Annotated in this window: 26 protein-coding genes; 19 read left to right on the forward strand and 7 right to left on the reverse strand. The window is 73.1% G+C overall.

Annotation, left to right across the window (positions count from 1 at the left end):
• The first annotated feature begins 54 nt into the window (after positions 1–54).
• Complete coding sequence (locus CLV72_RS15950; protein WP_245930230.1) at positions 55–1,221, forward strand: MFS transporter; 1,167 nt, start codon at positions 55–57, stop codon at positions 1,219–1,221.
• A gap of 69 nt (positions 1,222–1,290) precedes the next feature.
• Here CLV72_RS15950 and CLV72_RS15955 read toward each other — a convergent pair whose 3' ends face one another.
• A complete protein-coding gene (locus CLV72_RS15955) occupies positions 1,291–1,971 on the reverse strand; it encodes an SDR family NAD(P)-dependent oxidoreductase (protein WP_106246553.1) in 681 nt (226 codons plus the stop codon).
• A gap of 276 nt (positions 1,972–2,247) precedes the next feature.
• On the opposite strand from CLV72_RS15955, the gene CLV72_RS15960 reads away from it, so the two are divergent.
• The gene (locus tag CLV72_RS15960; protein ID WP_106246555.1) at positions 2,248–2,670 is read left to right on the forward strand and encodes a winged helix-turn-helix transcriptional regulator; all 423 of its coding nucleotides are present in this window, start codon (positions 2,248–2,250) and stop codon (positions 2,668–2,670) included.
• 361 nt (positions 2,671–3,031) lie between these two features.
• Here the strand turns inward: CLV72_RS15960 and CLV72_RS15965 are convergent, their stop codons facing one another.
• Positions 3,032–3,586, reverse strand: a complete 555-nt coding sequence (locus CLV72_RS15965; protein WP_106246557.1) for a nuclear transport factor 2 family protein — start codon at positions 3,584–3,586, stop codon at positions 3,032–3,034.
• A gap of 260 nt (positions 3,587–3,846) precedes the next feature.
• On the opposite strand from CLV72_RS15965, the gene CLV72_RS15970 reads away from it, so the two are divergent.
• The 11 genes from CLV72_RS15970 (at position 3,847) to CLV72_RS16020 (ending at position 14,495) form a co-directional block, all read left to right on the forward strand.
• Positions 3,847–4,644 (forward strand): helix-turn-helix transcriptional regulator, encoded by a 798-nt coding sequence (locus CLV72_RS15970; RefSeq protein ID WP_106246560.1) that lies wholly within the window; start codon positions 3,847–3,849, stop codon positions 4,642–4,644.
• Between the two features lie 388 nt (positions 4,645–5,032).
• On the forward strand, positions 5,033–6,277 hold the full coding sequence (locus CLV72_RS15975; protein ID WP_106246562.1) for an MFS transporter: 1,245 nt from the start codon (positions 5,033–5,035) through the stop codon (positions 6,275–6,277).
• 74 nt (positions 6,278–6,351) lie between these two features.
• Positions 6,352–7,392, forward strand: a complete 1,041-nt coding sequence (locus CLV72_RS15980; RefSeq protein ID WP_106246564.1) for a flavin-containing monooxygenase — start codon at positions 6,352–6,354, stop codon at positions 7,390–7,392.
• Positions 7,393–7,580: 188 nt separating this feature from the next.
• Positions 7,581–8,549, forward strand: a complete 969-nt coding sequence (locus CLV72_RS15985; RefSeq protein WP_106246566.1) for a PstS family phosphate ABC transporter substrate-binding protein — start codon at positions 7,581–7,583, stop codon at positions 8,547–8,549.
• Positions 8,550–8,587: 38 nt separating this feature from the next.
• Positions 8,588–9,487: a phosphate ABC transporter permease subunit PstC gene (gene pstC / locus CLV72_RS15990; RefSeq protein ID WP_245930231.1), complete on the forward strand. Its 900-nt coding sequence runs from the start codon at positions 8,588–8,590 to the stop codon at positions 9,485–9,487.
• A complete protein-coding gene (gene pstA, locus CLV72_RS15995) occupies positions 9,484–10,383 on the forward strand; it encodes a phosphate ABC transporter permease PstA (protein ID WP_106246571.1) in 900 nt (299 codons plus the stop codon). The genes pstC and pstA overlap by 4 nt, the downstream gene beginning before the upstream one ends.
• Before the next feature lie 5 nt (positions 10,384–10,388).
• Complete coding sequence (gene pstB, locus CLV72_RS16000; RefSeq protein WP_106246573.1) at positions 10,389–11,276, forward strand: phosphate ABC transporter ATP-binding protein PstB; 888 nt, start codon at positions 10,389–10,391, stop codon at positions 11,274–11,276.
• Positions 11,277–11,310: 34 nt separating this feature from the next.
• Entirely contained in the window at positions 11,311–12,081 is a 771-nt protein-coding gene (locus CLV72_RS16005) for a response regulator transcription factor (protein WP_245930232.1), read from the forward strand.
• A gap of 76 nt (positions 12,082–12,157) precedes the next feature.
• Positions 12,158–12,517: an ArsR/SmtB family transcription factor gene (locus CLV72_RS16010; RefSeq protein ID WP_211302881.1), complete on the forward strand. Its 360-nt coding sequence runs from the start codon at positions 12,158–12,160 to the stop codon at positions 12,515–12,517.
• Positions 12,518–12,587: 70 nt separating this feature from the next.
• Positions 12,588–13,685 carry an arsenate reductase/protein-tyrosine-phosphatase family protein gene (locus CLV72_RS16015; RefSeq protein ID WP_106246580.1) on the forward strand — a complete coding sequence of 366 codons (1,098 nt, stop codon included), beginning with the start codon at positions 12,588–12,590 and terminating at the stop codon, positions 13,683–13,685.
• Between the two features lie 117 nt (positions 13,686–13,802).
• Entirely contained in the window at positions 13,803–14,495 is a 693-nt protein-coding gene (locus CLV72_RS16020) for an arsenate reductase ArsC (RefSeq protein WP_106246583.1), read from the forward strand.
• 81 nt (positions 14,496–14,576) lie between these two features.
• On the opposite strand, the gene CLV72_RS16025 is transcribed toward CLV72_RS16020, so the two are convergent.
• Positions 14,577–15,269, reverse strand: a complete 693-nt coding sequence (locus CLV72_RS16025; protein WP_106246586.1) for a TetR/AcrR family transcriptional regulator — start codon at positions 15,267–15,269, stop codon at positions 14,577–14,579.
• 53 nt (positions 15,270–15,322) lie between these two features.
• Here CLV72_RS16025 and CLV72_RS16030 point away from each other — a divergent pair, with 53 nt between their 5' ends.
• The gene (locus CLV72_RS16030) at positions 15,323–16,441 is read left to right on the forward strand and encodes an FAD-dependent oxidoreductase (RefSeq protein WP_106246588.1); all 1,119 of its coding nucleotides are present in this window, start codon (positions 15,323–15,325) and stop codon (positions 16,439–16,441) included.
• A gap of 12 nt (positions 16,442–16,453) precedes the next feature.
• Here the strand turns inward: CLV72_RS16030 and rox are convergent, their stop codons facing one another.
• Entirely contained in the window at positions 16,454–17,920 is a 1,467-nt protein-coding gene (gene rox / locus CLV72_RS16035) for a rifampin monooxygenase (RefSeq protein ID WP_211302902.1), read from the reverse strand.
• A 325-nt stretch (positions 17,921–18,245) separates the two neighbouring features.
• Here rox and CLV72_RS16040 point away from each other — a divergent pair, with 325 nt between their 5' ends.
• Together CLV72_RS16040 and CLV72_RS16045 are read left to right on the forward strand one after the other, a co-directional pair.
• On the forward strand, positions 18,246–18,983 hold the full coding sequence (locus CLV72_RS16040; RefSeq protein WP_106247089.1) for a VOC family protein: 738 nt from the start codon (positions 18,246–18,248) through the stop codon (positions 18,981–18,983).
• 310 nt (positions 18,984–19,293) lie between these two features.
• On the forward strand, positions 19,294–19,833 hold the full coding sequence (locus tag CLV72_RS16045; RefSeq protein ID WP_245930233.1) for a DUF1062 domain-containing protein: 540 nt from the start codon (positions 19,294–19,296) through the stop codon (positions 19,831–19,833).
• Between the two features lie 50 nt (positions 19,834–19,883).
• On the opposite strand, the gene CLV72_RS16050 is transcribed toward CLV72_RS16045, so the two are convergent.
• Genes CLV72_RS16050 through CLV72_RS16060 form a run of 3 tightly spaced genes read right to left on the reverse strand, consistent with a single transcriptional unit; the run spans position 19,884 to position 20,948 of the window.
• Positions 19,884–20,315 carry an SHOCT-like domain-containing protein gene (locus tag CLV72_RS16050; protein ID WP_106246596.1) on the reverse strand — a complete coding sequence of 144 codons (432 nt, stop codon included), beginning with the start codon at positions 20,313–20,315 and terminating at the stop codon, positions 19,884–19,886.
• 22 nt (positions 20,316–20,337) lie between these two features.
• Positions 20,338–20,589: a hypothetical protein gene (locus CLV72_RS16055; RefSeq protein WP_106246598.1), complete on the reverse strand. Its 252-nt coding sequence runs from the start codon at positions 20,587–20,589 to the stop codon at positions 20,338–20,340.
• The gene (locus tag CLV72_RS16060; RefSeq protein WP_211302882.1) at positions 20,586–20,948 is read right to left on the reverse strand and encodes a DUF2089 domain-containing protein; all 363 of its coding nucleotides are present in this window, start codon (positions 20,946–20,948) and stop codon (positions 20,586–20,588) included. The genes CLV72_RS16055 and CLV72_RS16060 overlap by 4 nt, the downstream gene beginning before the upstream one ends.
• A gap of 198 nt (positions 20,949–21,146) precedes the next feature.
• Between CLV72_RS16060 and CLV72_RS16065 the strand changes: the two genes are divergently transcribed.
• The 3 genes from CLV72_RS16065 to CLV72_RS16075 are packed head-to-tail and all read left to right on the forward strand — an operon-like array spanning position 21,147 to position 24,264.
• Positions 21,147–21,689: a PadR family transcriptional regulator gene (locus CLV72_RS16065; protein WP_106246602.1), complete on the forward strand. Its 543-nt coding sequence runs from the start codon at positions 21,147–21,149 to the stop codon at positions 21,687–21,689.
• On the forward strand, positions 21,686–22,492 hold the full coding sequence (locus CLV72_RS16070) for an ABC transporter ATP-binding protein (protein ID WP_106246604.1): 807 nt from the start codon (positions 21,686–21,688) through the stop codon (positions 22,490–22,492). Before CLV72_RS16065 ends, CLV72_RS16070 begins: the two co-directional genes overlap by 4 nt.
• Before the next feature lie 2 nt (positions 22,493–22,494).
• Complete coding sequence (locus CLV72_RS16075; protein WP_106246606.1) at positions 22,495–24,264, forward strand: ABC transporter permease; 1,770 nt, start codon at positions 22,495–22,497, stop codon at positions 24,262–24,264.
• Positions 24,265–24,339 lie beyond the last annotated feature (75 nt).

Raw genomic sequence — 24,339 nt, forward strand, 5'->3', positions numbered from 1 at the left:
GGAATGGCATTTTATCGGAAGCGCGCCAGGCGGTGCCGCGGCGACGATGGGCGGGTGCCGACCAACAGGACACCGGGCCGCGGCCCCATCGCGCTGCTGTCGCTGGGGCACGCCTGCGTCGACGTCTACCAGGGGGCGGTGGCCGCGCTGGTGCCCTTCCTGGTCGCCGAGCGCGCCTACGGCTACGCCGCCGTCGCCGGGGTCGTCCTGGCGGCCTCCCTGATGTCGTCGGTGGTGCAGCCGCTGTTCGGCGCGCTCACCGACCGGTGGGCCATGCCGTGGCTGCTGCCGGTGAGCACGCTGGTGGGCGGGGCGGGCGTGGCGCTGGCCGGTGTGAGCGGCGACTACGCGCTCACCGTGGCGGCCGTCGCGGTGTCGGGGATCGGGGTGGCCGCCTACCACCCCGAGGCGGCCCGGGTGGCGCGGCGGGCGAGCCGCGGCAGCCACACCGCGATGGGCTGGTTCTCCCTGGGCGGCAATCTCGGCTTCGCCGCCGCGCCCCTGCTGGTGTGGGCCGTGGTCGCCACCGGCGGCCTGCGCGCCTCCCCGCTGCTGGTCGTGCCCGCGCTCGCGGGCGCGGCGCTGTGCGCGGCCGCGCTGCGGGGCGTGCGCGCCCGGGACGCGGCCGCCGCCCGCACCGCCCCGGCCCCCGGCCGCGACGACTGGCGGTCCTTCCTGCTGCTGACGGGCGCCATCGTGTGCCGCTCGGTCGTCTTCGTCGGCCTGAGCGCCTTCGTCGCGCTGTACGTGCGCGAGCGCACCGGCGGGGGAGAGGCCGCCGGTACGGCCGCGCTGTTCGTCCTCTACCTGGGCGGCGCGGTGGGCACCGTGGCCGGCGGCAGGCTCGCCGCCCGCTTCGGCCGCGTCCGGGTGGTCCAGTGGTCCTACGCGCTGACGGTGCTCGCCGTCGCGGGCGTGGTCCTGGTGCCCGGCCCGGCGCTGTACGCCTTCGTCGCGCTCACCTCGGCCGGCCTGTACGTCCCCTTCTCGCTGCACATCACCCTGGCCCAGGACTACCTGCCCCGCCGGGTCGGCACCGCGAGCGGCGTCACCCTCGGCCTGACCGTCAGCGTCGGCGGCGTGGCCGCCCCGCTCATCGGCGCCGTCGCCGACGCCGTCTCCCTGCAGGCCGCCCTCGTCCCGCTCATCGCCCTGCCCGCCCTGGGCCGGCTGCTGCTGCGCCGCCTGCCCGAGCCGCACCCGCCCAGCGCCACCGCCTGACGCCTCCCGTCCGTCCGGAACCCCGGGGAAGGGCGGGCGCTGGAGACGGGTACGGGGCGGGCCGGCCGGTCAGGCCGTGAAGACGGCCTCGGAGCGGTCGCGGTTCTCGTGCAGCTCCCAGTACAGGGGGGCGATCTGCTCGGGCGTGGCCGTCGGGCCGCCTTCCGGGCCGCCGTCGCCGATCCACACGCCGATCACCACGTGCCCGGCGTACACGCCGGTGCCCGCCAACTCCTTGTTCAGGTTGACCACCCAGTTGCGCAGAGCCGCCTGGGCCGCGTTGGCATTGCCGAACATCGGCACCGGGTCCACCGAGCCGCCGCCGGTGGTGAACAGCAGGGTCCCGGCGCCCGCCTCGCGCATCGCGGGCAGTACCGCCCGGGCCGCCGCGACGGCGCCGTAGAAGCCGAACTCGACCATCGGCTGCAGATTGTCCACTGTGACCTCCGAGGGAGCGGCCAGGGTGAGGCCGGGCACCGGGGAGTGCGGGGCCGGCGAGTACTCAAGTACGTCGATGCCGCCGAAGCGGGCCCTGGCCGCGGCCAGGGCGTCGGTCAGCGAGTTGCGGTCGAGGATGTCGGCGGGGAATCCGGCGGCCGTGATGCCTTCCTGGCCGAGTCGGTCGACCAGCGTTTCCAGCTTCTCCTTGCTCCGGGCGATCAGGGCGACGTCGAAGCCGCGGCCGCCGAAGGTGCGGGCGATGGCCAGGCCCATGCCGGGGCCGGCGCCGACGATGGCGAGGGTGGGCACAGTCAGGTCTCTTCCGTGTCATGGCCGCCGGGACACGCGGAGATCGGCTGCCCGGCAGGCGTGTGGCTCAGGTGTGCGGATCAGGCGGGGGCGGCGCGGCCGACGGGAACCGCGCGAGCGCCCGGGCCGCACCAGGGGCGGGCGATCTCAGCGCAGATCTCCGCCTTCATGGCCTGGCCTCCAATTCCTACTCTTTGTTCGTAACGCCATTATGAGCTCGTATGGAAGGCGGTACAAAAGGCACATCGGTGTGCGCGACGGAGAGGAACGGGCGCCATGCAGGACAGCGCGGGTATCGGGATGGCGGCTTCGGTCGGGCCGTGCGCGGGCATCCCCGCCGATCGCATGGACTTCATCCGCCAGGTGCTCGACCGGGTGGGCGACAAGTGGAGCATGCTGATCATCGCCGTCCTGGAGGGTGGCCCGATGCGCTACACCGACCTGCAGCGCCAGATCCCGGGCATCTCCCAGCGCATGCTGACCCACACCCTCCGCCAACTCACCCAGGACGGGTTGATCACCCGCACCGCCTACGCCGAGGTGCCACCGCGCGTCGAGTACGCGCTCGCCCCGCTCGGCGGAGGACTGAACGAGATCGTCAAGCAGCTGATCGGCTGGGCAGCCGACCACCACGACGACATCCGCGCCAACCGTTCCCGCGCCGGCACCACCGCCGAGCCCTCCTCGTCCCGCTCCTGAGCCGCGGCCGCCGCCCACCTGGCCACTTCGCCTAGCCCGAGCAGCGCGACCCCCGGCGCCGACGCGGCCGCCGCTTTGCGGCTCGCCGCAGCTTCACGGCTCCCGGGGCGCCCCGCCCTGTCCAGCTCAATATCGTTACGTTAATACGTTTGCTACGCACGAAATCAAACGAAACGTAATACTCGCACGGGGCGAACGACGTCGATCGGGGGCGCGTGTTCTGACTACCGATAAGTGAACCTTATCGACGGTCAAGCGGGGGGAGACGGTTCAGCGGCTGCCGCCGCATGAGGGCCCGTGCGGAGGACCGGACCGGCCGGCCGTCGGCGCTGTCGCCGCCCGCTGCGGGGGAGCGAGAGGATCAGCGGCCCGAGCGGGCGGAGAGCCGGGGCGAGAGCATGCGTCCGACCGCGCGCAGCAGGGCCCGGAACTCGGCTCCGTTCGGGCGGACGCCCAGACCGGCGTACATGAGCGCGTTGCCGTACTCGGCCATGAGGACGATCCGGCCGTTGTCGATGTCGAAGCGCGTCACATAGGTGTTGCGGTAGGGGCGGCCCGTGCGTGCGACGGCCATGTCGCCGACGCCGTGGAAGAAGAGTTCGCCGCCGGGCGAGACGCGCCAGGCGTGGTCGCGCCACCGCAGCGGGGCGAACTTGTCGAACAGCGCGCTCGTGTAGGCGAGCACTTCGCTCTTGCCCTTCACATCCGCGACGCAGACGCCGCGCGTGCGACCCGCGATGATGTCGGCGACGCCGTCGGGGGCCGTGGCGCCCTGGGCGTGCATGAACAGCTGCCGTGCGTCGCCGGCCAGGGTGCGGGCCACGGCTTCGATGTCCTTGGCCTCGACGGCGCGGATGAACTCCTGGGCGATGGCGAGCCCGGTGCGGGTGGCGGGGGTCGCTCTCTGGTCGTTCATGAGGGTTTCCGATCTCTGTGCTCCGGGGTGAAGAACCGGCTCCCGGGCTCTGGCGTCCAGGCCGGGTAGGTGGTCCCTGTTCAGGGCGGCGAGGGGATCCCGCGACTCCCGGACGCGGTCCTGCGGTATCGGGAAGGTCCACGCCGCCCTGGTCGTGCCGTCGATGATCCGGGACGCCCAGAGGGGGAGGAAGACCACGTCAAGGCTGGTACCGGCAGGACCACGCTGCGCCCGCCGGCACCGGCGGGGATACTGGGGCCATGCCGAGCAGCGATCGGAGCGAGTTCGGGGAGTACCTGAGGCGGCGCAGGGCCGCGATGAGCCCGCCCGGGCCGCGAGGCGGTGTGCGGACGTCCCGCCGGCGGGTTCCGGGGCTTCGCCGCCAGGAGGTCTCCGATATCGCCGGTATCTCGGTGGAGTACTACACCCGCCTCGAACAGGGCCGCGCACCCCGCCCCTCGCGCGAGATCCTCACCTCGCTGGCACAGGCCCTCGGGCTCTCGGACGCTGAACGCGACCACCTCTTCCGGCTGGGCGGCGAGCCCCCGCCGGAGCCGGCCTCTCCCGCCACCGTCATCCGGCCCGGGCTGCTGCGCCTGCTGCGGGGCCTGGACGACACGATGCCGGTCACCGTGCATGACGGGCGGCTCGACCTCCTCGCCCGCAACAAGGCGGCAGAGGAACTGCTCGGGGGCTTGACCGGCGGCGGCCGGTTCGAGCGCAATATCGCCTTCCAGGCCTTCACGACCGACGTGCTCGCGCGGCTGCTCGGAGACGAGGGTGCGGAGCGGTTCCTACGGACCGCGGCCGCCGAACTGCGGATGGCGCTGAGCCGTTACCCCGGCGACGCCTACCTGCGCGCCCTGCTCGCCGAACTCGCCGCGACCAGTCAGAGCTTCCGCGAGCACTGGGAGGAGGGCGAGGTCAGCGCGTCGAGGTCCGCGGTCAAACGGATGCGCCACCCGGCCCACGGGTGGGCCCGCTTCGAGATCGAGGTGCTCCACGACCCTGAGCGGGACCACTGGATCATGCTCTACACGCCTCAGGGCGACGAGTAGCCTTCCGGGCCGATGCGCCTGCCAGGCGCCGGCCGGCTCTGAAGACCGCCCCCAACCACGCGCCGTCCCCGGGAACAGGGCGGCGCGGCGCTTTCACGGTTGCCTCGCCCCTCGCCGCAGCCTCGGGAGAACCGGGCCGTGTCCGAACGGGCGGCGGCGGTGAGCCACGCACGACGGCGCGCTTACGCCACTGGCTGTCCGGTTGCCGCTCAACTCCCGTACCAAGCCGCGAGGACGCCGCTGGATTCCGGTTGTCTTCATCGATAAGCATCGATATAGTCTGTTTCGATCGATGCCTGTCGATGAAGGGGAGTGCGGTGGTCGACGTGTGTCCCGTCGCGGTGGTCGGCGTGAGCCCGGACGGTCCGGCCCGCTCCGGTCCGAGGTGATGCGGCGGCCGGCACCGGCTTCCGGCGCGCCCGCAGCGGCCGTGACCGATCCGCGGGCACGGCGGGCGCTGGTCGCCCTGTGCGTCACGGTCACCACTAGCTACGGGGTGCTGTTCTACGCCTTCCCGGTGCTGGCGTCGGCGATCAGCGCCGACACCGGCTGGTCGCTGGTGGCGGTGACGGCGGTCTTCTCGGGCGCCCAGGTGGTGGCGGGCGTGGCCGGCGTCCTCGTCGGGCGGTGGCTGGAGCGCGCCGGTCCGCGTCCGGTCATGACGGGCGCGGCCGCTCTCGCCGTTCCGGCGCTGGTGCTGATCGCGGTGGCGTCCGAGCCGTGGCTGTTCTGCGCGGGGTGGCTGGTGGCCGGAGCGGCGATGGCCGGCCTGTTCTATCCGCCGGCCTTCGCCGCGATCACCCACTGGTTCGGTACCGGGCGGGTGCGAGCGCTGACGGCGCTGACGCTGGTCGCCGGCCTGGCCAGTACGATCTTCGCCCCGCTGGCCTCCGCGCTGGAGTCCGCGCTGGGCTGGCGCGGCGCCTACTTGGTGCTGGCCGCCGTCGTCGCGGTCGTGGTGGTGCCCGCGCACGCCTTCGCGCTGACACCGCGCTGGACGCCGCCGCGTCCCGGCGAGGTGGCGGAGGCCGCGGCGGGGCCGGCCACACTCGGTTCAGTGGTGGCCGGCCGGGCGTTCATCGCGCTGACCCTCGCACTCACCCTGGGCTCGTTCGGGGTGTACGCGGTGGTGGTGAACCTGGTGCCGCTGCTGGAGTCGCGGGGGACGGGCACCGCGTCGGCCGCGTGGGCGCTGGGGGTGGGCGGTATCGGCCAGGTGCTGGGCCGCCTGGTCTACGCGCCGCTGGAGCGGTGGGCCGGCCCGCTCACCCGCTCGGTCGTCGTGCTCGCGGCCTGCGCCGTCACGACGGCGCTGCTGGCGTGGGTGGCGGGCCCGGTGGCCGCGCTCATGGCGGTGTCGCTGCTCGCGGGGATGGCGCGCGGTGTCTTCACGCTGGTGCAGGCCACGGCCGTCAGCGACCGGTGGGGCGCCGAGCGGTACGCCGCGCTCAACGGGTTACTGCACGTCCCGCTGATGCTCGCCGTCGCGCTGGCCCCGTGGGCGGGGGCCGCGCTCGCCGGGCCGCTGGGCGGCTACCCCGCCATGTTCGCCGTCCTGGCCGCCGTCGGCGCCCTCGGCGCCGTCGCGGCCCTGTTCAGCCGGCCGCCCCCGCGGGGACGCGTCCCCGGCTGATCGCCCGATCCCATGGCCGCGGTGTCCACCGCCGTGGGCCCGAACTCGTCATGCCCGTCTCAAGGAGGATCGTCATGGCACGTCTGCCCCTGTTGGTCATCGGAGCCGGCCAGGCCGGGCTGGCCACCGCCCACGTCGCCGTCCGGCGGGGTGTGCGGCCGCTGGTGCTGGAGGCCGCCGAGCGGCCGGGCGGGTCCTGGCCCGACTACTACGACAGCCTCGCCCTGTTCTCCCCGGCGCGGTTCTCCGCCCTGCCCGGCCGCCCGCTGCCGGGGGACGGCGACCGCTATCCGCTGCGCGACGAGGTGGTGGCCTACCTGCGCGACTACGCGGCCGACCTGGACGCCGACATCCGCTACGGCCACCGGGTGAAGCGCGTGGAGGCCGAGGGGGGCGCCCTGACGGTCACCACGGCCGACGGCGAGCGGTTCGGCGCGGCGCGGGTGGTCGCCGCCACCGGCGGCTTCGGCCGCCCGCACCGGCCTGACCTGCCAGGCCTCGCCGACTTCGCCGGCACCGTGCTGCACACCGCCGACTACCGCACCCCCGAACCCTTCGCCGGCCGGCGGGTCGTGGTCGTCGGCGGGGGCAACTCCGGGGTGCAGATCGCCGCCGAACTGGCCGGGCTCGCCCGGGTGAGTCTGGCCACCCGCGCCCCGGTGGCCTGGGCCGACCAGCGCCCGCTGGGCCGCGACATCCACTGGTGGTTCATCCGCAGCGGCCTGGACGCCGCGCCGCTGCGCAAGCCGTGGCTGCGAGGCCCCACCCTGGTCAACGACGACGGCCGCTACCGCGCCGCCTTCGCCTCCGGCAATCCCGACCGCCGGCCGATGTTCACCCGCCTCACCGCCGACGGCGTCCAGTGGTCCGACGGGGCCCGCGAGCACGTGCACACCGTCGTCCTGGCCACCGGCTACCGGCCCGCTCTGCGATTCCTGGAGGGCACCCCCGCCCTGGACGACCGGGGCGAGCCGCTGCACCGCGGCGGCGTCTCCACCACCGTGCCCGGCCTGGGCTACGTCGGGCTGGAGTTCCAGCGCAGCTTCTCCTCGGCCACCCTGCGCGGCGTCGGCCGCGACGCCCGGTACGTGCTCGACCGGCTCGGCCTGCGCTGACCGCGTCATGGGCGGGAACCTGGCGGCGGGTCCGCGACACCGAATAACATATAGATAAACATCTATGTATTCTGTTCGACTGCACGGTCCATACACCTCTCGTTCGTATAGACAGTCTTCTATGTGATCTCGACGGGTGAACGCCCTGAACGGGGGCTCACCGAGCTTCGAGACGGAGGAATGGGCTTGTGGCCATAGGAAAGCGCGGCCTGGTGTGGGTCGCGGGAGCGTCGGCGCTGGCCGCGGTTCTCGCAGGGTGCGGCGGCAACGCCGAGCAGGCCGCCGGGGGTGGTGAGGGTGCCCTGTCGGGCACGGTGACCCTGGACGGCTCCTCCACAGTGGCGCCGCTGAGCACGGCCGCGGCCGAGCTGTTCCAGGCGGAGAACCCGGGTGTGCAGGTCACGGTGGGCACCTCGGGCACCGGCGGCGGCTTCGAGCGGTTCTGCGCAGGGGAGACCGACATCTCCAACGCCTCGCGGCCGATCGGCGAGGACGAGGTGGCGGTGTGCGAGGACGCCGGGGTGGTCTACCAGGAGTTCCAGGTCGCCAACGACGCCCTCACCGTGGTGGTGAACACCGAGAACGACTGGGCGAGCTGCCTGACGGTCGAGCAGCTGAACGCCATCTGGGAGCCGGACTCCGAGGTCACCAACTGGAACCAGGTGGACCCGTCCTTCCCCGACGAGCCGCTGGAGCTGTTCGGGGCCGGTACCGACTCAGGCACCTTCGACTACTTCACCGAGGTGATCAACGGCGAGGAGGGCGCCACCCGCACCGACTACAGCCCCAGCGAGGACGACAACGTCACCGTGCAGGGCGTGACCGGCAGCCCGGGCGGCATGGGTTACTTCGGTTTCTCCTACTTCGAGGAGAACGCCGACCAGCTGCGCGCCGTGGAGATCGACAACGGTGAGGGCTGCGTGGCGCCCAGCGTGGAGACCGTGCAGGTCGGCAGCTACACGCCGCTGGGCCGGCCGCTGTTCATCTACCCCACCGCCGAGGTGCTGGCGCGGCCCGAGGGGCTGGCCTTCGTGGAGTTCTACGTCGCCAACCACGCCGAGATCGCCGAGGCGGCGCTGTTCATCCCGCTCAACGCCGAGCAGGAGGCGGACCTGCAGGCGGACCTGGACGCGCTGCGCGAACAGGCGGGGGCATGACGGCCTCGCCGATCAGGGCCGTCCCGGCGCGAGGTGCGTTGGGGCGGTCCCGCCCGCGCTACGGCGAGCACGCCGTGCGGGTGGTACTGGTGCTTGCGGCGCTGGTGTCGGTGGGCACCACGGTCGGGATCGTCGCCTCGCTGATCCCCACCACGGTGGCCTTCTTCGGCCAGGTGAGCTGGCAGGAGTTCCTGTTCACCGCGGAGTGGACGCCGCTGTTCGCCGATCCGCACTACGGTGTGCTGCCGCTGGTGTCGGCGACGCTGATCACCACGGTGATCGCGCTGGCGGTGGCGATCCCGCTGGGGCTGGGCGCGGCCGTCTACCTGAGCGAGTACGCCGCGCCGCGCACCCGTCGGGTGGTCAAGCCGGTGCTGGAGGTGCTGGCCGGTATCCCGACGGTGGTGTACGGGTTCTTCGCGCTGAGCTTCCTCACCCCGCTGCTCCAGGATTACTGGCCGGGCGGCGGCGGGCCGCAGATCTTCAACGCCCTGTCGGCGGGCCTGGTCATGGGCGTGATGATCGTGCCGACGGTGGCGTCCCTGTCGGAGGACGCGATGAGCGCGGTCCCCGGCGCGCTGCGCGAGGGCTCCTACGCCCTGGGCTCCTCCACGCGCCAGACGGCCACCCGGGTGGTGGTCCCGGCCGCGTTCTCCGGAATCGTCGCGGCGATCGTACTGGCGGTCTCGCGTGCGGTGGGGGAGACGATGATCGTCGCGATCGCCTCCGGCCAGCGGCCGAGCCTCACCTGGAACCCGCTGGAGGGCATGCAGACCATGACCGGCTTCATCGCCTCGGCCGGCACCGGCGACCTGCCGGTCGGCTCGCTGAGCTACCAGACGATCTTCGCCGTCGGCGCGCTGCTGTTCGCCATCACGCTGGTGATGAACCTGCTCAGCGCCCGTCTGGTCCGCCGGTTCCGGGAGGTCTACGAATGAGCGCCACCGCCACCCGCGCCCGCGGAGCGACCGCGCGGACGCTGCCGGCCAAGCGGGTCCGCTGGGCGGACGAGCTGTTCGCCTGGGCGCTGCGGCTGTGTGTGGGCGTCGCGATGCTGTTTCTGGCCGCGCTGCTGGTCTACGTCGTGGTGCGGGGCTGGCCGCGGCTGGACGGCGACCTGGTCACCGCCTACACCTCGGTGATCCGCCCGGAGACCGCCGGAGCGCGGGCCGCGATCATCGGCACGGTGTGGGTGATCGGCTTCGTGGCGCTGTTCTGCCTGCCCACGGGCGTGCTCGCCGCGATCTACCTGGAGGAGTACGCCGACCGCGAGCGGTGGTGGAACCGGCTGCTCGAACTCAACATCGCCAACCTGGCGGCGGTGCCCTCCATCGTCTTCGGCATCCTCGGGCTGGGCTTCGTCGCCCGGATGCTGGGCTTGGGCTTCACCGTGATCACCGCCTCGATCGTGCTCTCGCTGCTGGTGCTGCCGATCGTCATCATCGCCGCACGCGAGGCGATCCGCGCGGTGCCCGGCTCGATCCGGGAGGCGTCCTACGGCCTGGGCGCCACCAAGTGGCAGACGATCTGGCGCCAGGTGCTGCCGGCGGCCGTCCCCGGCATCGCCACCGGGTCGATCCTGGCGCTCTCTCGCGCCGCCGGCGAGGCCGCGCCGCTGCTGCTGCTGGGCGGCCTGTCCTTCATCTCCTTCGACCCCGACGGCCTGTTCAGCCGTTACACCGTGCTGCCGATCCAGATCTTCGGCTGGATCAGCCAGTCCCGTGAGGAGTTCCAGACCCTGGCCTCGGCCGGGATCGTGGTGATGCTCATCGTGATCCTGGCGATGAACTCCACGGCGATCTTCATCCGCAACCGCTACCAGAACCGACGGTGAGCCCCATGACCTCCACCTCCGCCCACCGCGAGGCACCCGCACGGCCGGGCGCCCAGGAATCCCCGGTCTCGGTCGGCCGTCCCGCCGCCGCACGCGACCGCGAGATCCCGGACCTGGTCCATCCCGTCTTCGAGACGATCAGCCTGTCGGTGTCCTACGGCGACTACATGGCCGTCCGCGACGTGGACCTCAAGATCGGCGAACGGCAGATCACCGCGCTCATCGGCCCGTCGGGCTGCGGCAAGAGCACGGTGCTGCGCGCCCTGAACCGGATGAACGACCTCATCCCCGGCGCCCACGTACACGGCCGCGTCAGCTACCACGGCCAGGACCTCTACGCCTCCCACATCGACCCGATCGAGGTGCGCCGCCGGATCGGCATGGTCTTCCAGAAGCCCAACCCGTTCCCCAAGTCCATCTACGACAACGTCGCCTACGGGCCGCGTGTCCACGGCCGCACCGCCGGGCTGGACGAGACCGTGGAGCGGGCCCTGACCCGGGCGGCGCTGTGGGACGAGGTCAAGGACAAGCTCAGGCAGAACGCGCTGTCGCTGTCGGGCGGCCAGCAGCAGCGGCTGTGCATCGCGCGCACCATCGCGGTCTACCCCGAGGTGATCCTGATGGACGAGCCCTGCTCGGCGCTGGACCCCATCGCCACCCTCAGGATCGAGGACCTGATGCACGACCTGGCGCGCGAGTTCACCATCGTCATCGTCACCCACAACATGCAGCAGGCCGCCCGCGTCTCCGACCGCACCGCGTTCTTCACCGCCGAGGTCGACGAACAGGGGGTGCGGCACGGGCGGCTGGTGGAGTACGACCGCACCACCACGATCTTCGGCAAGCCCACCGACAAGCGCACCGAGGACTACATCACCGGCCGCTTCGGCTGACCGGCGCAAGGACGGGGCGGTGGAAAGGACTTCGGTGGCACGAACGATGACGGAACCGGACACGGCGGCGGTGCGGGAACAAGGGCGTCCAGACGGCGGGAGCGGGCCGTCCTCGGCCCGCGTCCTGCTGGCCGACCCCGACGTCGACGCGGGCCGCGAGCTGGTGCTGGCCCTGGGGCGGCACCGTGTCGACGTCGCCGTGTGCGCCGACGGGGCCGAGGCCCTGCTGCGGCTGGGCGCGATCCGCCCCGACCTCCTCATCGTCAGCGCGGACCTGCCCGGAGTCGACGCCCTCACCCTGATCCAGGTGCTGCGCCGCAGCATGGACCTGCCGGTCCTCGTCGGCACCGGTCCGCGCAACGCCGAAACGGCCGCCCGCGCCCTGGCGGCCGGTGCCACCGCCTGCGTCGCACGGCCGTACCGGGCCCCTGAACTGCTCGCCTTCATCATGGGGACCGCGGCCGAGCCGGCCGTCGAGCCGCTCGCCGACTCCGAACTGCGCGTGGGCCCGATCCGGCTGGACGCCCGAGGCCACCACGTCCGCGTCGACGGGCGGCCGCTGACCCTGCCGCTGCGGGAGTTCGAGATCCTGCACTACCTCATGCGACACCCAGGCCGGGTCATCACCCGCGACGAACTGCACCACCAGGTCTGGCGGACGGCCAGGCCGCCCGCGGCCAACACGATCAACGTGCAGATCACCCGGCTGCGGCGGCGGCTGACCGCGACCACGTCCGCCGTCCAGATCCGCACGGTGCGCGGCATGGGCTACCGCATGGACGTGCCCGCACCCGGCGGCGGCTGACGCCGGACCATGCGCCTGTCGCGCTCGGGTGCTCCGCCGTGGCCGCGCCGCCGCGCCCTTGCCTACACTCGTGTCCGTGGGATCACTTGAGGCCGAGACAACGGCAGGGGAGACGAAGGCCGCCGCCGAGCACGGCGGCGCCGGACCCTTCCCCGCCCCGCTGTCGCGCGAGAGCGCCGGCCGGCTCGCCGACGTCCTCAAGGCGGTGTCCGACCCCACCCGGCTCCAGCTGCTGAGCATGATCGCCGCCTCCCCGGGCGGGGAGGCGAACGTCAACGACCTCACCGCGGCGCTGAAGCTCACCCAGCCCACCGTCAGCCACCACCTGAAGACGCTCGTCGGTGCCGGGCTGCTCTCCCGCAGCAAGCGCGGCAAGTGGGCCTGGTACTCCATCCGGCCCGACCGGCTCGACGTCATCCGCGGCCTGCTCAGCTGACGCCGCCTCCGGTATCCACCGAAGCCGGAACCGCTGGACCGCACGCATTCACATCAGCCAAAATTGATGTATGTCGATACCTGGCATGGGTGGTGACCCGGACGTGCCCTCGCCACCCAGGGCCCTGCCCGGCGGAACGGCGCGCCGGCTGGCGATGCGCATCAAGATCCTCTCCGAACCCGTGCGGCTCCGGCTGCTCAGCCTCGTCGTCGCGGCGGGCGCGGTGGGCGTCAACGCCGGTACCCTGGCCGGACAGGTCGATGTGGTCGGCCCTACGGTCAGCCACCACCTGCGGGTGCTGACCGAGGCGGGGCTCGTCCGGTCCAGCCGTGAGCGGTCGCGAATCGTGTACGCCGCCACGCCGACCGGAGCCCGGCTGTACCGGCAGCTCCAGCGGCTCGGCGGCGACGCGGCCCCGCCCTCCACCGCCGACGGCGCCACCCTGCGCGAACTGCTCGACGACCTCGCCGACACACCCGTCACCGGCGGGCGCGCCGTGCCTCCTGCGGCGGGATCGCCCCTTCCCGGGCTGCTGGACCCCGACGAACTGCTTGACCGGGTCCGCGACCGGCTGGCCGTGCGCTTCGCCGGTGTCTTCTCGGCCGAGACCGTCCACCGCTACCTCGCCGACTCCTACGAGCGGCTCGCCCACAGCGCGGTCGTCACCTCGCACCTGCCTGTGCTCACCGAGCAGTTCGCCGCCGAACGCCTCGCCGCCATGGCGCGCAGCCGCGGCCTGCTCGCCAAGCCCGTGCCCGATGTGCTGTTCGTGTGCGTGCACAACTCCGGCCGCTCCCAGATGGCCGCCGGCCTGCTGCGCCACCTGGCCGGCGATCGCGTCCAGATCCGCTCCGCCGGCTCCGAACCGACCGTCGGCATCGACCCCGGCGTGCACGCCGTCATGGCTGAGATCGGCATCGACCTGCGCGCCGAGTACCCCAAGCCGCTCACCGACGAGGCCATCCGCGCCGCCGACGTCGTCATCACCATGGGCTGCGGCGACGCCTGCCCCGTCTACCCGGGCAAGCGCTACCTGGACTGGAAGGTGTCCGAACCGGCCCGCCGCCCGCTGTCGGGCATCCGCCGAATCCGCGACGACATCGACGCCCGCATCCGCACCGTGCTGCTGCCCGAACTTCTCGGCGACCCGCCCGCCGCACCCGGCTAGGGCGCCGGCGGTGCACCGGGAGGACGAACGCGGCGGGCGGGGCTCGACATTCATATCGAAGTCCATCAATATAGACATATATCTATCTGTTGATTCCGTTCCGCCCGGGAGGCCGTGATGACCGCTGGTCCACTGCCCGGTCTGCTGCGACCGCAGGTGGTCCTGGACCGCATCGGCGACCGCTTGGCCGACCGTTTCCGAGGCGTGTTCTCCGCGGCGACCGTGCGCCGGTTCATCGACCGCGGCTACGCCGAACTCGCCGAGCACGCCTCCGTGAGCACCCACCTGACCGCCGTCACCGAGCGCTACGTTACCGAGCAGCTCACCGCCGTCGCCCAGCACCGCGGGTTCATCGCCAAGGCCGCCCCCGAGGTCCTGTTCGTGTGCGCCCACAACGCCGGCCGCTCCCAGATGGCCGCCGCCCTGCTGCGCCGCCGCCTCGGCGACCGTGTCGGCATCCGCTCCGCCGGCTCGCGGCCCGCCGCCGGCATCAAGCCGGCCGTGCACCAGGCGATGCGCGAGATCGGCCTGGACCTGGACGACCAGTACCCCAAGCCCCTCACCGACGACGTGGTCCGCGCCGCCGACATCGTCATCACCCTCGGCTGCGGCGACGCCTGCCCCGTCCACCCCGGGAAGCTCTACGTGGACTGGGACGTCCCCGACCCCCACGACCGTCCCCTCGCCGAAGTCCGCGCCATCCGCGACGAGCTCTCCAGCCGAGTCGACGACCTCGTCATCGACCCGGCGGCGTCCGTCCCCGGGCCCGCCGGCGCCGCGCCGCACGGCGCGCTCCGCCCGCACCCCTGACCGGGGCCGCACGACCGCCCTCGAAGCGGCGCGGTGGCGGGCGCACCCGAAGGAGATCCTTCGTCCGGTGGGGGTCGAGCCTCACTCCGGCGGGCGGGTGAGTCTGGCGGCCACGGCGTCCAGGACCCAGTCCAAACCGGTCGCGAAGCTCGTCTCGGCGTCGACGTCCGTGCCGTCGTAGACGGCCTTGGTCAGTGCCGGGAAGCGGCCCGTGGCCAGCATCCGCGTGATGTGCGGACCGGAGGCGCGCTGCCAGTCGCGCTCGGACAGGCCCGTGGCGCGCTCGGCGCGCAGGTGCGCGATCTCGCGCCGGATCGCGCCGATGAAGTAGGCGCTGACGGTCTCCGCGGCGCGCATGGCGGTGTCGATGTCGGCGAGGCCGTCGAGGGCGGCCAGCGTCGCCTCGGTCACGGCGAGGCCGTTGGGGCCCAGGGTCGGGCGGCCGCCGAGCAGGTCGGCGAGCCATTCGTGGCGGAGGGCGGCCCGCCTGGTGCGGTGGGCCAGGGTGCGCAGCGCCTCCCGCCAGTCGCCGGGCCGCTCCTCGGGGAGGATCTCGGCGTGGACCGCGTCCACCATGAGGTCGAACAGCTCCTCCTTGGTGGCGATGTATCCGTACAGCCGCATCGGGCCGGCGTCCAGCCGGGCGGCGAGCTTGCGCAGGGACACCGCCGCCAGCCCGCCCTCGTCGGCCAGTGCGATGGCGGCGGCGACGATCCGCTCCCGGTCGAGCGGCACGGGGCGGCTCGGCGGCTCCGGCCGGTCCCACACGGACATGGACTCACCGTCCTGTTGCGAGGCAGCGTAATGCAAAAATACAGTGTATCGATATGAGACATCGCATCGCCGTGGTGGGGAGCGGGCCGGGCGGCCTCAGCTTCGCCCGCGTCCTGCACCGCCATGGCCACCCCGTCGCCGTCCTCGAACGCGATCCCGCCCCCGACGCCCGCCCTCCGGGCGGCACGCTCGACCTGCACGAAGGGCTGGGCCAGCTCGCACTGGACAAGGCGGGGCTGCTGGCGGAGTTCCGGGCGCTGTCCCGTCCCGAGGGGCAGGCCATGCGCATCCTGGCCCCGGACGGCACCGTCCTGCGCGACTGGCGGCCCCGTCCGGATGACCTGGCCAATCCCGAGATCGACCGCGGGCGCCTGCGCGAGCTGCTGCTCGGCCCCCTCGACGTCCGGTGGGGCCGGCACGTCACCCGGGTGGAGCCGGGGAGCCGGGACGGCGTCCTGGTCCACTTCGCGGACGGGCGCCGGGAGGTCTTCGATCTCGTCGTCGGCGCGGACGGCGCCTGGTCCCGGGTCCGCCCGGCGGTCTCGCCGGTGACGCCGCACTACACCGGCGTCACCCTGGTCGAGAGCGCCCTGGACGAGGTAGACACCCGCCACCCCGATCTCGCCCGGCTGATCGGCGAGGGTTCCGTGGCGGTGTACGGCGTGAACCGGGCCCTCGTCGCCCAGCGCGGCGGCGGCGGCCACGCCAGGGTGTACGCCCAGTTCCGCGCGCCGCTGGACTGGCACGCGGAACTGGACCCGGCCGACGCCGAGGCGGTGCGATCGCGACTGCTGGCGCTGTTCGACGGCTGGGCCGCTCCCCTCCTCGACCTGCTCCGCCACGGCGCCGCCTTCGTCCACCGCCCCCTCCACGTCCTGCCCGTCTCCCACACCTGGGCCCACGTCGCCGGGGTGACGCTGCTGGGCGACGCCGCCCACCTGATGCCGCCGCTGGGGGCGGGCGCGAACCTCGCGATGCTGGAAGGCGCCGAACTCGCCGAGGCCGTCGCCGCCGGCCCCGGCGATCTGGACGAGGCGGTCCGCGCCTTCGAGGAGCGGATGTGGGCGCGGGCCGGTGAGTGGGCGAAGATCACGACGGCCGGCCTGGACCGCCTGGTGAGCCCGGACCCCGCCGACGCCCTCGCCCTCTTCGACCGAGTGCAGCCGTCCTGACCGCCAGGCGGGTCACCGCCGGGCGGTGTCTTTCGGACCGACCGGGTCCGGAGCGTCGCGGCCGGGCGCGCCGAACCAGCGGTAGAGCTGCGCGTCCAGGTCCCGCTGGTCGTCGCCGATCCAGGCGACGTGGCCGTCCGGGCGCAGCAGGACGCACGGGACGTCCAGTGCCGCGGTGGGATCCGCGAGATGGTCGACCCGGTCCGACCAGCCGCCGGTGCTCAGGCGCCCGGTGCGGTCCAGCAGCAGGCCGCGGCCGCGGTGCAGCAGCTCGTAGAGGCGGCCCTGTCTCACGTCGATGTCGCGCAGGCGGCGGCCGAGCAGGTCGGGGCCCGCGCCGAAGTCGTAGCGGAGGCCGATCGCGGTGATCTTCTCGATCAGATGGCGGTTCACCTCGTCGAAGTCCATCAGTTCGGTGAGCAGCCGGCGCAGGGCCCGCGGACCCGGTTCGGGGGAGGACAGCGCCATCTGGGCGCGGGTGTTGTCCAGCACGTCCTCGGCGACCGGACGGCGTTCGTCCTGGTAGGTGTCGAGCAGGCTCTCCGGCGCCCAGCCGCGGACCTGTCCGGCCAGTTTCCAGCCGAGGTTGAACGCGTCCTGCACGCCCAGGTTGAGGCCCTGTCCGCCGATGGGCGGATGGATGTGCGCCGCGTCGCCGGCCAGCAGCACCCGCCCCACCCGGTAGCGTTCGGCCAGCCGGGTGGCGTCCCCGAAGCGGGACAGCCAGCGCGGGGAGTGCACGCCGAAATCGGTGCCCGCGATGGCGCGCAGCCGCTGCCTGAAATCATCGATGGTGGGCGGTTCGGCGCGATCCCCGACCCCCTCGGCGGGGACGACGACGCGGTAGACCCCTTCGCCGAAGGGCCCGAGGCTGAAGGACTTGTCGGTCTCCTGGATCTCGGCCACCTTGGCGGCGATCTCCTCCTGCGGCACGCCCACCTCCATCTCGCCCATCAGCGTCTCGGTCCGCGCGGGCTCGCCGGGGAAGCCCACGCCGAGCAGCCTGCGCACCGTACTGCGCCCGCCGTCGCAGCCGACGAGATGGCGCGAACGCAGCCGTTCGCCGTCGGCCAGCTCGACGGTCACCCCCTCGTCGTCCTGCTCGACACCGGTCACCGCGCAGCCGTGCCGGACCTGCGCACCCAGGGCGACCGCGTGCTCTTCGAGCAGGCGGACGATGACCGGCTGCGGGATGCCCAGCAGATAGGCGTGCGCGGAGTCCAGGCCCTCGGGCGCGGGTTTGGCGATGGCGGCGAAGAACCCGCCGGCCGGACGCCGTCGTCCGTGTGGGAGAACGCGGTCCAGCAGTCCGCGCATCGCCATCAGCTCGATACTGCGAATGTGCAGACCGACGATGCGGACGAACGACGCGGGCTCGGTCTCCTTCTCCACAACGAGTACCCGCACACCGTGCAGGCGCAGTTCGGCGGCCAGCATCGCGCCGGTCGGCCCGCACCCGACGATGATCACGTCGAACATGAGGGGGGCGCGCTCGGCCGCACCGTTCGGCGACGGCTCGGCGGAGGACCGTGAAGAGTGCATAGGTGGTGCCTTTCGGGAGTTCCCTTTGTCGGGGCGCTCCCGGCGGCACCTACGTCAGCCGCCCGGCCGTGACGGGACGGGGGAGCACCCGCGTCGATACAGCGGTCACGGGGCTCACCTCCTCGGTCGGCGTCACGGTCGACGGAAAGCTACCGGGCCGGGCACCGCCCGTCCAATCCTTTTCCGGTCGGCCACGGCTCGGGCCGGACCCGTGCGGGGCGGATCCGCGGGACGATGCCCGCCCGGGCATAGGGTGGGCCGCGTGCCACTGCGACTTGTTCAGGTGAACTTCAAGGCCCGCGACGACGCGGCCCTCGGCCGGTTCTGGGCGGACGCGCTCGGCTGGGGCGTCTCCAGCGAGGGACCCGGCGTGACCAACGTCGAACCCCCGGACTTCACCTGGCCGGACCCCGCCGCCGTCTGCGTCGACGTCGTCGCCGTCCCGGACCCCGAAACGGTGCGGTACCGGGTGCACCTCGACCTCGCCACCACCTCCGCGGCCCATCAGGCGGAGTGGGTCGCGCGGCTGAAGGAGCTCGGGGCGACGCCCGCCGACGTGGGTCAGGGAGACGTCCCGTGGACGGTGCTGGCCGACCCGGAGGGCAACGTGTTCTGCGTGCTGGAGCCGCGCGAGGTCTACCGGGACACCGGGCCGATCGCCGCGGTGGTGGTCGACTGTACGGATCCGCGGGCCATGGCCCGGTTCTGGGGCGAGGCGACGGACTGGCGCGTGCACGAGGTGGCCGACGACCGCGCGGTGCTGCGTTCGGCCGCGGGCGTCGGGCCGTACCTGGAGTTCCTGCGCAGGTCCGGCCCGCCGGCCGTGTGGAACCGCATCCATCTCGATGTGATGCCGTACCCCGGTGACGACCAGGCGGCGGAGGTGGCCCGGCTGGAGGCTCTCGGCGCCACCGGCGTCGACCTCGGCCAGGGAGACGTCTCGTGGCGGGTCCTCGCCGATCCGGAGGGCAACGAGTTCTGCGTCCTCAGGTCGGGCTGACGCGCGACCCCTTCGCCCGGCCGCACGCGACGGCTTCCCGCCGGCACCGGCGGTTGTCGGCCGGAAAATCGGTTGAGCCCTTCGGCCGCGGCTCCGTAGCGTGCCTGCGGCCCGTCGCCGTGAGAACAGAGGACAAGACCGCGTGACCCCGCCTGCTTTCTAGACCTGACACCTTCCGCTCACCCCCAGGCCGACCTTCCCGTCGGCTCTGCCGGGCTGCCCGCAGGCGCCCGGTCATACGGCGTTCGAGGCCGCGCCCAATCGGCCTCGTGTCAGGTCTAGAGAGCTCATGTCTTCACAAACTCATATCGTGCTGCCCTGGGTCGTCCGCCGGACCAGGCTGCCGCTGCTGTCACTGCGGTGCGCGGACTGCGGATCGGAGTCGGCCACCACCGGCGCGGGCCGGTTCCGCGTCAACGCCAACGGCAGGCTGCTGGACGTGTGGCTGCTGGTCCGCTGCGTGTCCTGCGGCCGGACGTGCAAGCTGGCCGTGTGCGAGCGCGTGCCGGTCAGGTCCTTCGACCCGGCCGAACTCGACGGCTACCACGCCAATGATCCGGCGCTGGTGGCGTCCAGGCTGCTGGATCCGCGGTTCGCCCGGCGCAATGGCTACGCCCTGGACTGGACGGGGGCCTGGCGGCTGCACGCGCCGCCGGCGCCGCTCGACTCACCGTGGCCGGTCCAGGTGGAGGTGCTGTTCGAGGATCCGGTGCCGGTGCGCCCGGACCGCCTCATCGCACGAGGGCTCGGCCTCAGCAGGAACGAGGTGGCGCGCCGGATCAAGTGCGGCGTCCGGCCGCGCCGCCCGAGGAGCGCCGGCTTCGCCTTCACCGTGATGCCCGCGGACTAGCGGGGACGTCACCGAGGCGTACGTCCCAGGGCGTCCGGGCCGCGGCGGTGTCACTCGCAGAACACCTGCAGCTTGGTGTCGGCGTCGTCGACGTCGACGGTGAGCTCGTCCAGGTGCTCGATGAGATCGTCGAGGTGCTGCGGCTTGAGCTGGGCGAGGTCGATCGGCACCCCCGACTTGTCCAGCTCGGCGTTGATGCGCGTGAGCGCCTGCGGCGGAATGAGGCTGGTGAGCCGGACCCCCGCGCGCAGCAGCTGGATCGGGACGCGGATGTTGAGCCGGGACGCCCCGTCGCCGCCGGTGCCGTCCGCCGCGGCCATCACCACGCGCAGGTATCTGGGCCGGGGCTTGGAGCGGGGGGCGGCTCCCGGCGCGGAGTCGAGCCGCTCCCGTTCGAGCGCGTTGATCAGCCGCTCGGCCTCGTCCGCGGTGATCTTGCCTTCGGCCAGCATCTCCAGGATCTGGCGGCGCTGCTCGTTCATCACTGCTCCACCCTCTTCGGACTCATCTGACGCTCACCAGAAAGGCCGTCCGGCCGTCCTCGATCTCGAAGCGGGTGCCGGGCAGCGCCCACAGCAGCCGCCCGGCGCCGCGCAGCGCGCCCACCGGATCGACCCGGAAGATGACGCACGCGACGAGGCCGGCCGGCAGCAGCAGCGGCGCCAGCACCAGCAGGACCGGCAGGATCGGGATGTACAGCCGCAGCGGGCGGCCGTCGGGGCGGCGGTAGCGCACCGTCGCCAGCTGGGGGATCATCGGGACCTCTCCAGTTCGGCCAGCGCCTCCTCGGCGCTGATCTCGCCGCGCCGCAGGCGGTCGACGACGTCGGCGCCGGTGGGCGCCGGGTCGGTGTCGACGAAGTCCAGGCGTTCGGCGATGCGGTTCAGTCGGGACTTGATCGTCGGGTAGCTCACGCCGAAGATCCGCTCCATCTCCTTGATGGAGCCGTGCGAGCGCACGAAGGCGGCGATGAAGACCTGGTCGTCGATGCCCAGCTGGGCCAGCTGCGGCGGCTCGAACCGCCCCTCGATCGCGATGCCGCTGCCGGCGAGGCGGACCCGTTCGACCACGAACGGCTGCCCGTGGGTCAGGTCCGTCAGTTCCTGCCAGTCCACCCTCGACTCCCTCACCCTCGACGGCATGGCTGCGTTCGGATTGTATCTTGATTTTCTTAAGTATAAAAAACATCCTTTTTAATTTTCTCAAGAGTGACCTTGATGGCACCGAAGGGTGGAGGGCCTGGCGGGAAGCGCCCGGTTTGACGCCCTATTGGATAACCGCTATCTATTGAGCGCTCGCAGAGGAGGGTCCCGGTGCAGGACGTCGTGCTCGCGCTGCTGGCCAAGGAGCCTTCGCACGGCTACGACCTGCGCAGACGCCTGGCGGCGGCGCTGGGTCCCCTGGGGGAGGCGCTGAACGCGGGGCAGATCTACGTGACGCTCACCCGGCTGGAGAAGACCGGGCTGGTCGTCCAGGAGCGCGAGGACGCGCCGGTGCGCGGCCCGCGGCGCAAGGTGTACGCGCTGACCGCCTCCGGGCAGCAGCGCGTGGCCGCGTGGCTTGCCGAGACGACCGGGCCCCGAGCGGACGTGGCGGAGTTCCACCTGAAGCTGGTGGCCGCCGCCGAGTCCGGGCTGGCCGATCCGCTCGCGCTCGCCGACGCGCGGCGGCGGGAGCTGATGCGCAGGCTCGCCGAGGTCCAGCACGCCGCCCTCGCTCATGACGTGAACACCGAGGCCGGTCTGCTCCTGGAGGGCATCGCCCTCCGCTTGCAGGCCGATTTGCGCTGGCTGGATGCGTGCGAGCGGACCTGGTCCGCCCGCGCCCCGGGTGGGAGAGGCGGAGGGAACGGATGACCAGGGACGGTCGGCGGCTCAGGGGCCGGTCGCGGCGGACGGGCACGCCCCGCGGTTCCGGTGCGCAACCGGCCGGCACCGCGCTGCGGGCGGTCGGCCTCACGCGCAGCTACGGCAGAGGCGAGAGCCTGCTGTGGGCCGTCGACCGGGTGGACCTCGACGTCCCCGCCGGGCAGACGCTCGCGGTGACCGGGCCGAGCGGCTGCGGCAAGTCGACGCTGCTGCAGCTGCTCGGCGGCCTCGACCGGCCGACCGAGGGCGAGGTGTGGCTCGGCGGGCGGCGCATCGACCACCTCGGCGAACGGGCGCTGGCCGGGCTGCGGTGCCGGTCCGTCGGCTTCGTCTTCCAGTCCTTCCACCTGATGGACGAGCTGACCGCGGCGGAGAACGTCGAGCTGCCCGCGCTGCTGGCCGGCTCCTCGCCGCGCGCCGCCCGCCGCCGCGCCGCCGGGCTGCTCGACCGGGTGGGGCTGGCCGACCGGGCCCGCCACCTGCCCTCGGAGCTGTCCGGCGGGCAGCGGCAGCGGGTCGCCATCGCCCGCGCCCTGGTCAACGAGCCGCTGGTCGTCCTCGCCGACGAGCCCACCGGGAACCTCGACAGCGCCGCGACCCGCGACATCCTCCACCTCTTCGACGAGCTGCGCGCCGCCGGCCAGACCCTGGTGATGGCCACCCACGACGAGCGCGTCGCCGCCACGGCGGACCGCGTCGTCTCCCTGCGCGACGGGGTGCCGGTCGATGACACCCGTTTGGCCGACGACGCGGGCGCGGGGCTCGGCGCGCTGCTGAGCTGGGAGGACTGACCGTGGGACCTGTGCTGCTGATCGGGCGGCTGATCCTGCGCGACCTGCGCCGCCGTCCCGGCGAGGCCGCCATGCTGCTGCTCGCCGTCACCATCGCCGCCGCCGCGCTGGGTCTCGGCCTGGCGACCGGCAGGGCCGTGGAGGCCGGATACCTGCATACCCGCGCGGCCACGGCCGGCCCCGACCTCACCGCCATCACGACGACCGAGGACCCCTCCGAGCTGGCCGAACGCATCGCGGCCGCACCCGGTGTGGCGGCGCTGGCCGATCCGGTCTTCGCCTTCTCCACCTTCGTCCAGGCCAAGGGCCAGAGCATGCGCTCCTCGGTCGAGGGCCAGGAGAGCGCGCCGCCGGCCGTGGACCGGCCGCTGGTGACCTCGGGAACGTGGGTGCGCCCGGGCGAGGCGGTGGTCGAGCGCGGTTTCGCGGAGGCGCTCGGCGTGCGCGTCGGCGACCGCGTCACCATCAGCGGGCGCGACTACCCGGTCACCGGGATCGCGATCAGCGCGGCCACCCCGGTCTATCCCTACAGCGACTGGGCCCAGGGGCAGGGGCCGACCGACCGGGGCGGCCGGATCTGGCTCACCACCGCCGACGCCCGTGCGGCGGCGGGCGACACGCCAGGCGTCCACCTGCTGCGCCTGAGGCTGACCGACCCCGAGGCGGTCGCCGAGTGGAGCGAGACCGTGTTCACCCCCGAGTTCAGGGGCGATGACTGGGTCAACATCCGCGACTGGCAGACCGTTCTGCGGTCGGACATGAACATGATCAGGCGCAGCCTGCCCGTCCTGTTCGCGGGCGGCGGGCTGCTCGCCGTGGCCGCGGTCGTCACCCTCACCGCGCTGACCGCCGCGCGCGCCACCCGCGACCACCGGCGCGCCGCCCTGCTCAAGGCCGCCGGGGCCGGCCCCGGCACCGTCGCCGCCGTCCTGCTGACGCAGTACCTGCTGCTGACCGCCCTGGCCACCGCGCTCGGACTGACCATCGGGACCCTGGTCGCCCCCGCCGTGGTGGATCCCAGCGCCGGGCTGCTGGCCGCCGTCGGTCCACCGAGCACCGCGGGCGTACTCCTGGCCTTCGCCCTCGGCGGCCTGGTCGCGCTGGTCGCAACGCTCGACCCCGTCCTCGCCATCGCCCGCAAGAGCACCGTCCGCGCCCTTGCCGACCCGGCGCGCCCGCCCGAACGCCATCCGCGGCTGGCCGCCCTGACCTCCTACCTGCCCACCCCGCTGCTGGTCGGGGTCCGGCTGCTCGCCCGCAGGCCCGGCCGCGCCGTCCAGACCGCCATCGGGACGGCCGTCACCAGCGTCATGGTCACCGGGATGCTCACCTTCCGCTCCGCCCTGGGCGCCGTGGAGACCGCTCCCGCCCTGGCGGCGATCCACGCCCGCACCGGCCAGGTGCTGCTGGGCGTCACCCTCGCGATGGTGGTGCTGTCGGCGATCAACACCGTCTTCCTCGGCTGGAGCAGCGCGGCGCAGGCCAGGCGCGCCCTGGGCATCACCCGCGCCCTCGGCGCCACACCGGGCCAGGTCGTCGCGGCGCTGTGCGCGGCGCAACTCCTGCCCGCCGTGCCCGCGGTGCTGGCGGGCATCCCGGCCGGGACCGCCCTGTACTGGTTCTTCAGCCCCGTGCTGGTCATCGCCCCGCCATCGTGGCTGCTCAGCGCCGCACTGGCCATCCTGCTCGCGGTCGCGGCGCTGACCGCCCTGCCCGCCTGGACCCACACCCGCGGCCCCGCCGGACGCGTCCTCAGCGCCGAACCGACCTGACGGGCGCCCGGCGGCGCGGTGAGGTCGTCCACATGAACGCCGTTCCGGGCGAGGAAGCGGACACAAGCTGACCGC

Origin of the sequence: Allonocardiopsis opalescens (assembly GCF_003002095.1) — a bacterium.
Lineage (GTDB): Bacteria > Actinomycetota > Actinomycetes > Streptosporangiales > Streptosporangiaceae > Allonocardiopsis > Allonocardiopsis opalescens.

Excerpts from the sequence above, each read along its gene's own strand:
- CLV72_RS15960 (WP_106246555.1), top strand. The coding sequence starts at position 2,248 with ATGCAGGACAGCGCGGGTATCGGGATGGCGGCTTCGGTCGGGCCGTGC.
- CLV72_RS15965 (WP_106246557.1), bottom strand. The coding sequence starts at position 3,586 with ATGAACGACCAGAGAGCGACCCCCGCCACCCGCACCGGGCTCGCCATC.
- CLV72_RS15970 (WP_106246560.1), top strand. The coding sequence starts at position 3,847 with ATGCCGAGCAGCGATCGGAGCGAGTTCGGGGAGTACCTGAGGCGGCGC.
- CLV72_RS15975 (WP_106246562.1), top strand. The coding sequence starts at position 5,033 with ATGCGGCGGCCGGCACCGGCTTCCGGCGCGCCCGCAGCGGCCGTGACC.
- CLV72_RS15980 (WP_106246564.1), top strand. The coding sequence starts at position 6,352 with ATGGCACGTCTGCCCCTGTTGGTCATCGGAGCCGGCCAGGCCGGGCTG.
- pstA (WP_106246571.1), top strand. The coding sequence starts at position 9,484 with ATGAGCGCCACCGCCACCCGCGCCCGCGGAGCGACCGCGCGGACGCTG.
- pstB (WP_106246573.1), top strand. The coding sequence starts at position 10,389 with ATGACCTCCACCTCCGCCCACCGCGAGGCACCCGCACGGCCGGGCGCC.
- CLV72_RS16015 (WP_106246580.1), top strand. The coding sequence starts at position 12,588 with ATGTCGATACCTGGCATGGGTGGTGACCCGGACGTGCCCTCGCCACCC.
- CLV72_RS16020 (WP_106246583.1), top strand. The coding sequence starts at position 13,803 with ATGACCGCTGGTCCACTGCCCGGTCTGCTGCGACCGCAGGTGGTCCTG.
- CLV72_RS16025 (WP_106246586.1), bottom strand. The coding sequence starts at position 15,269 with ATGTCCGTGTGGGACCGGCCGGAGCCGCCGAGCCGCCCCGTGCCGCTC.
- CLV72_RS16030 (WP_106246588.1), top strand. The coding sequence starts at position 15,323 with ATGAGACATCGCATCGCCGTGGTGGGGAGCGGGCCGGGCGGCCTCAGC.
- rox (WP_211302902.1), bottom strand. The coding sequence starts at position 17,920 with ATGTTCGACGTGATCATCGTCGGGTGCGGGCCGACCGGCGCGATGCTG.
- CLV72_RS16050 (WP_106246596.1), bottom strand. The coding sequence starts at position 20,315 with ATGAACGAGCAGCGCCGCCAGATCCTGGAGATGCTGGCCGAAGGCAAG.
- CLV72_RS16055 (WP_106246598.1), bottom strand. The coding sequence starts at position 20,589 with ATGATCCCCCAGCTGGCGACGGTGCGCTACCGCCGCCCCGACGGCCGC.
- CLV72_RS16070 (WP_106246604.1), top strand. The coding sequence starts at position 21,686 with ATGACCAGGGACGGTCGGCGGCTCAGGGGCCGGTCGCGGCGGACGGGC.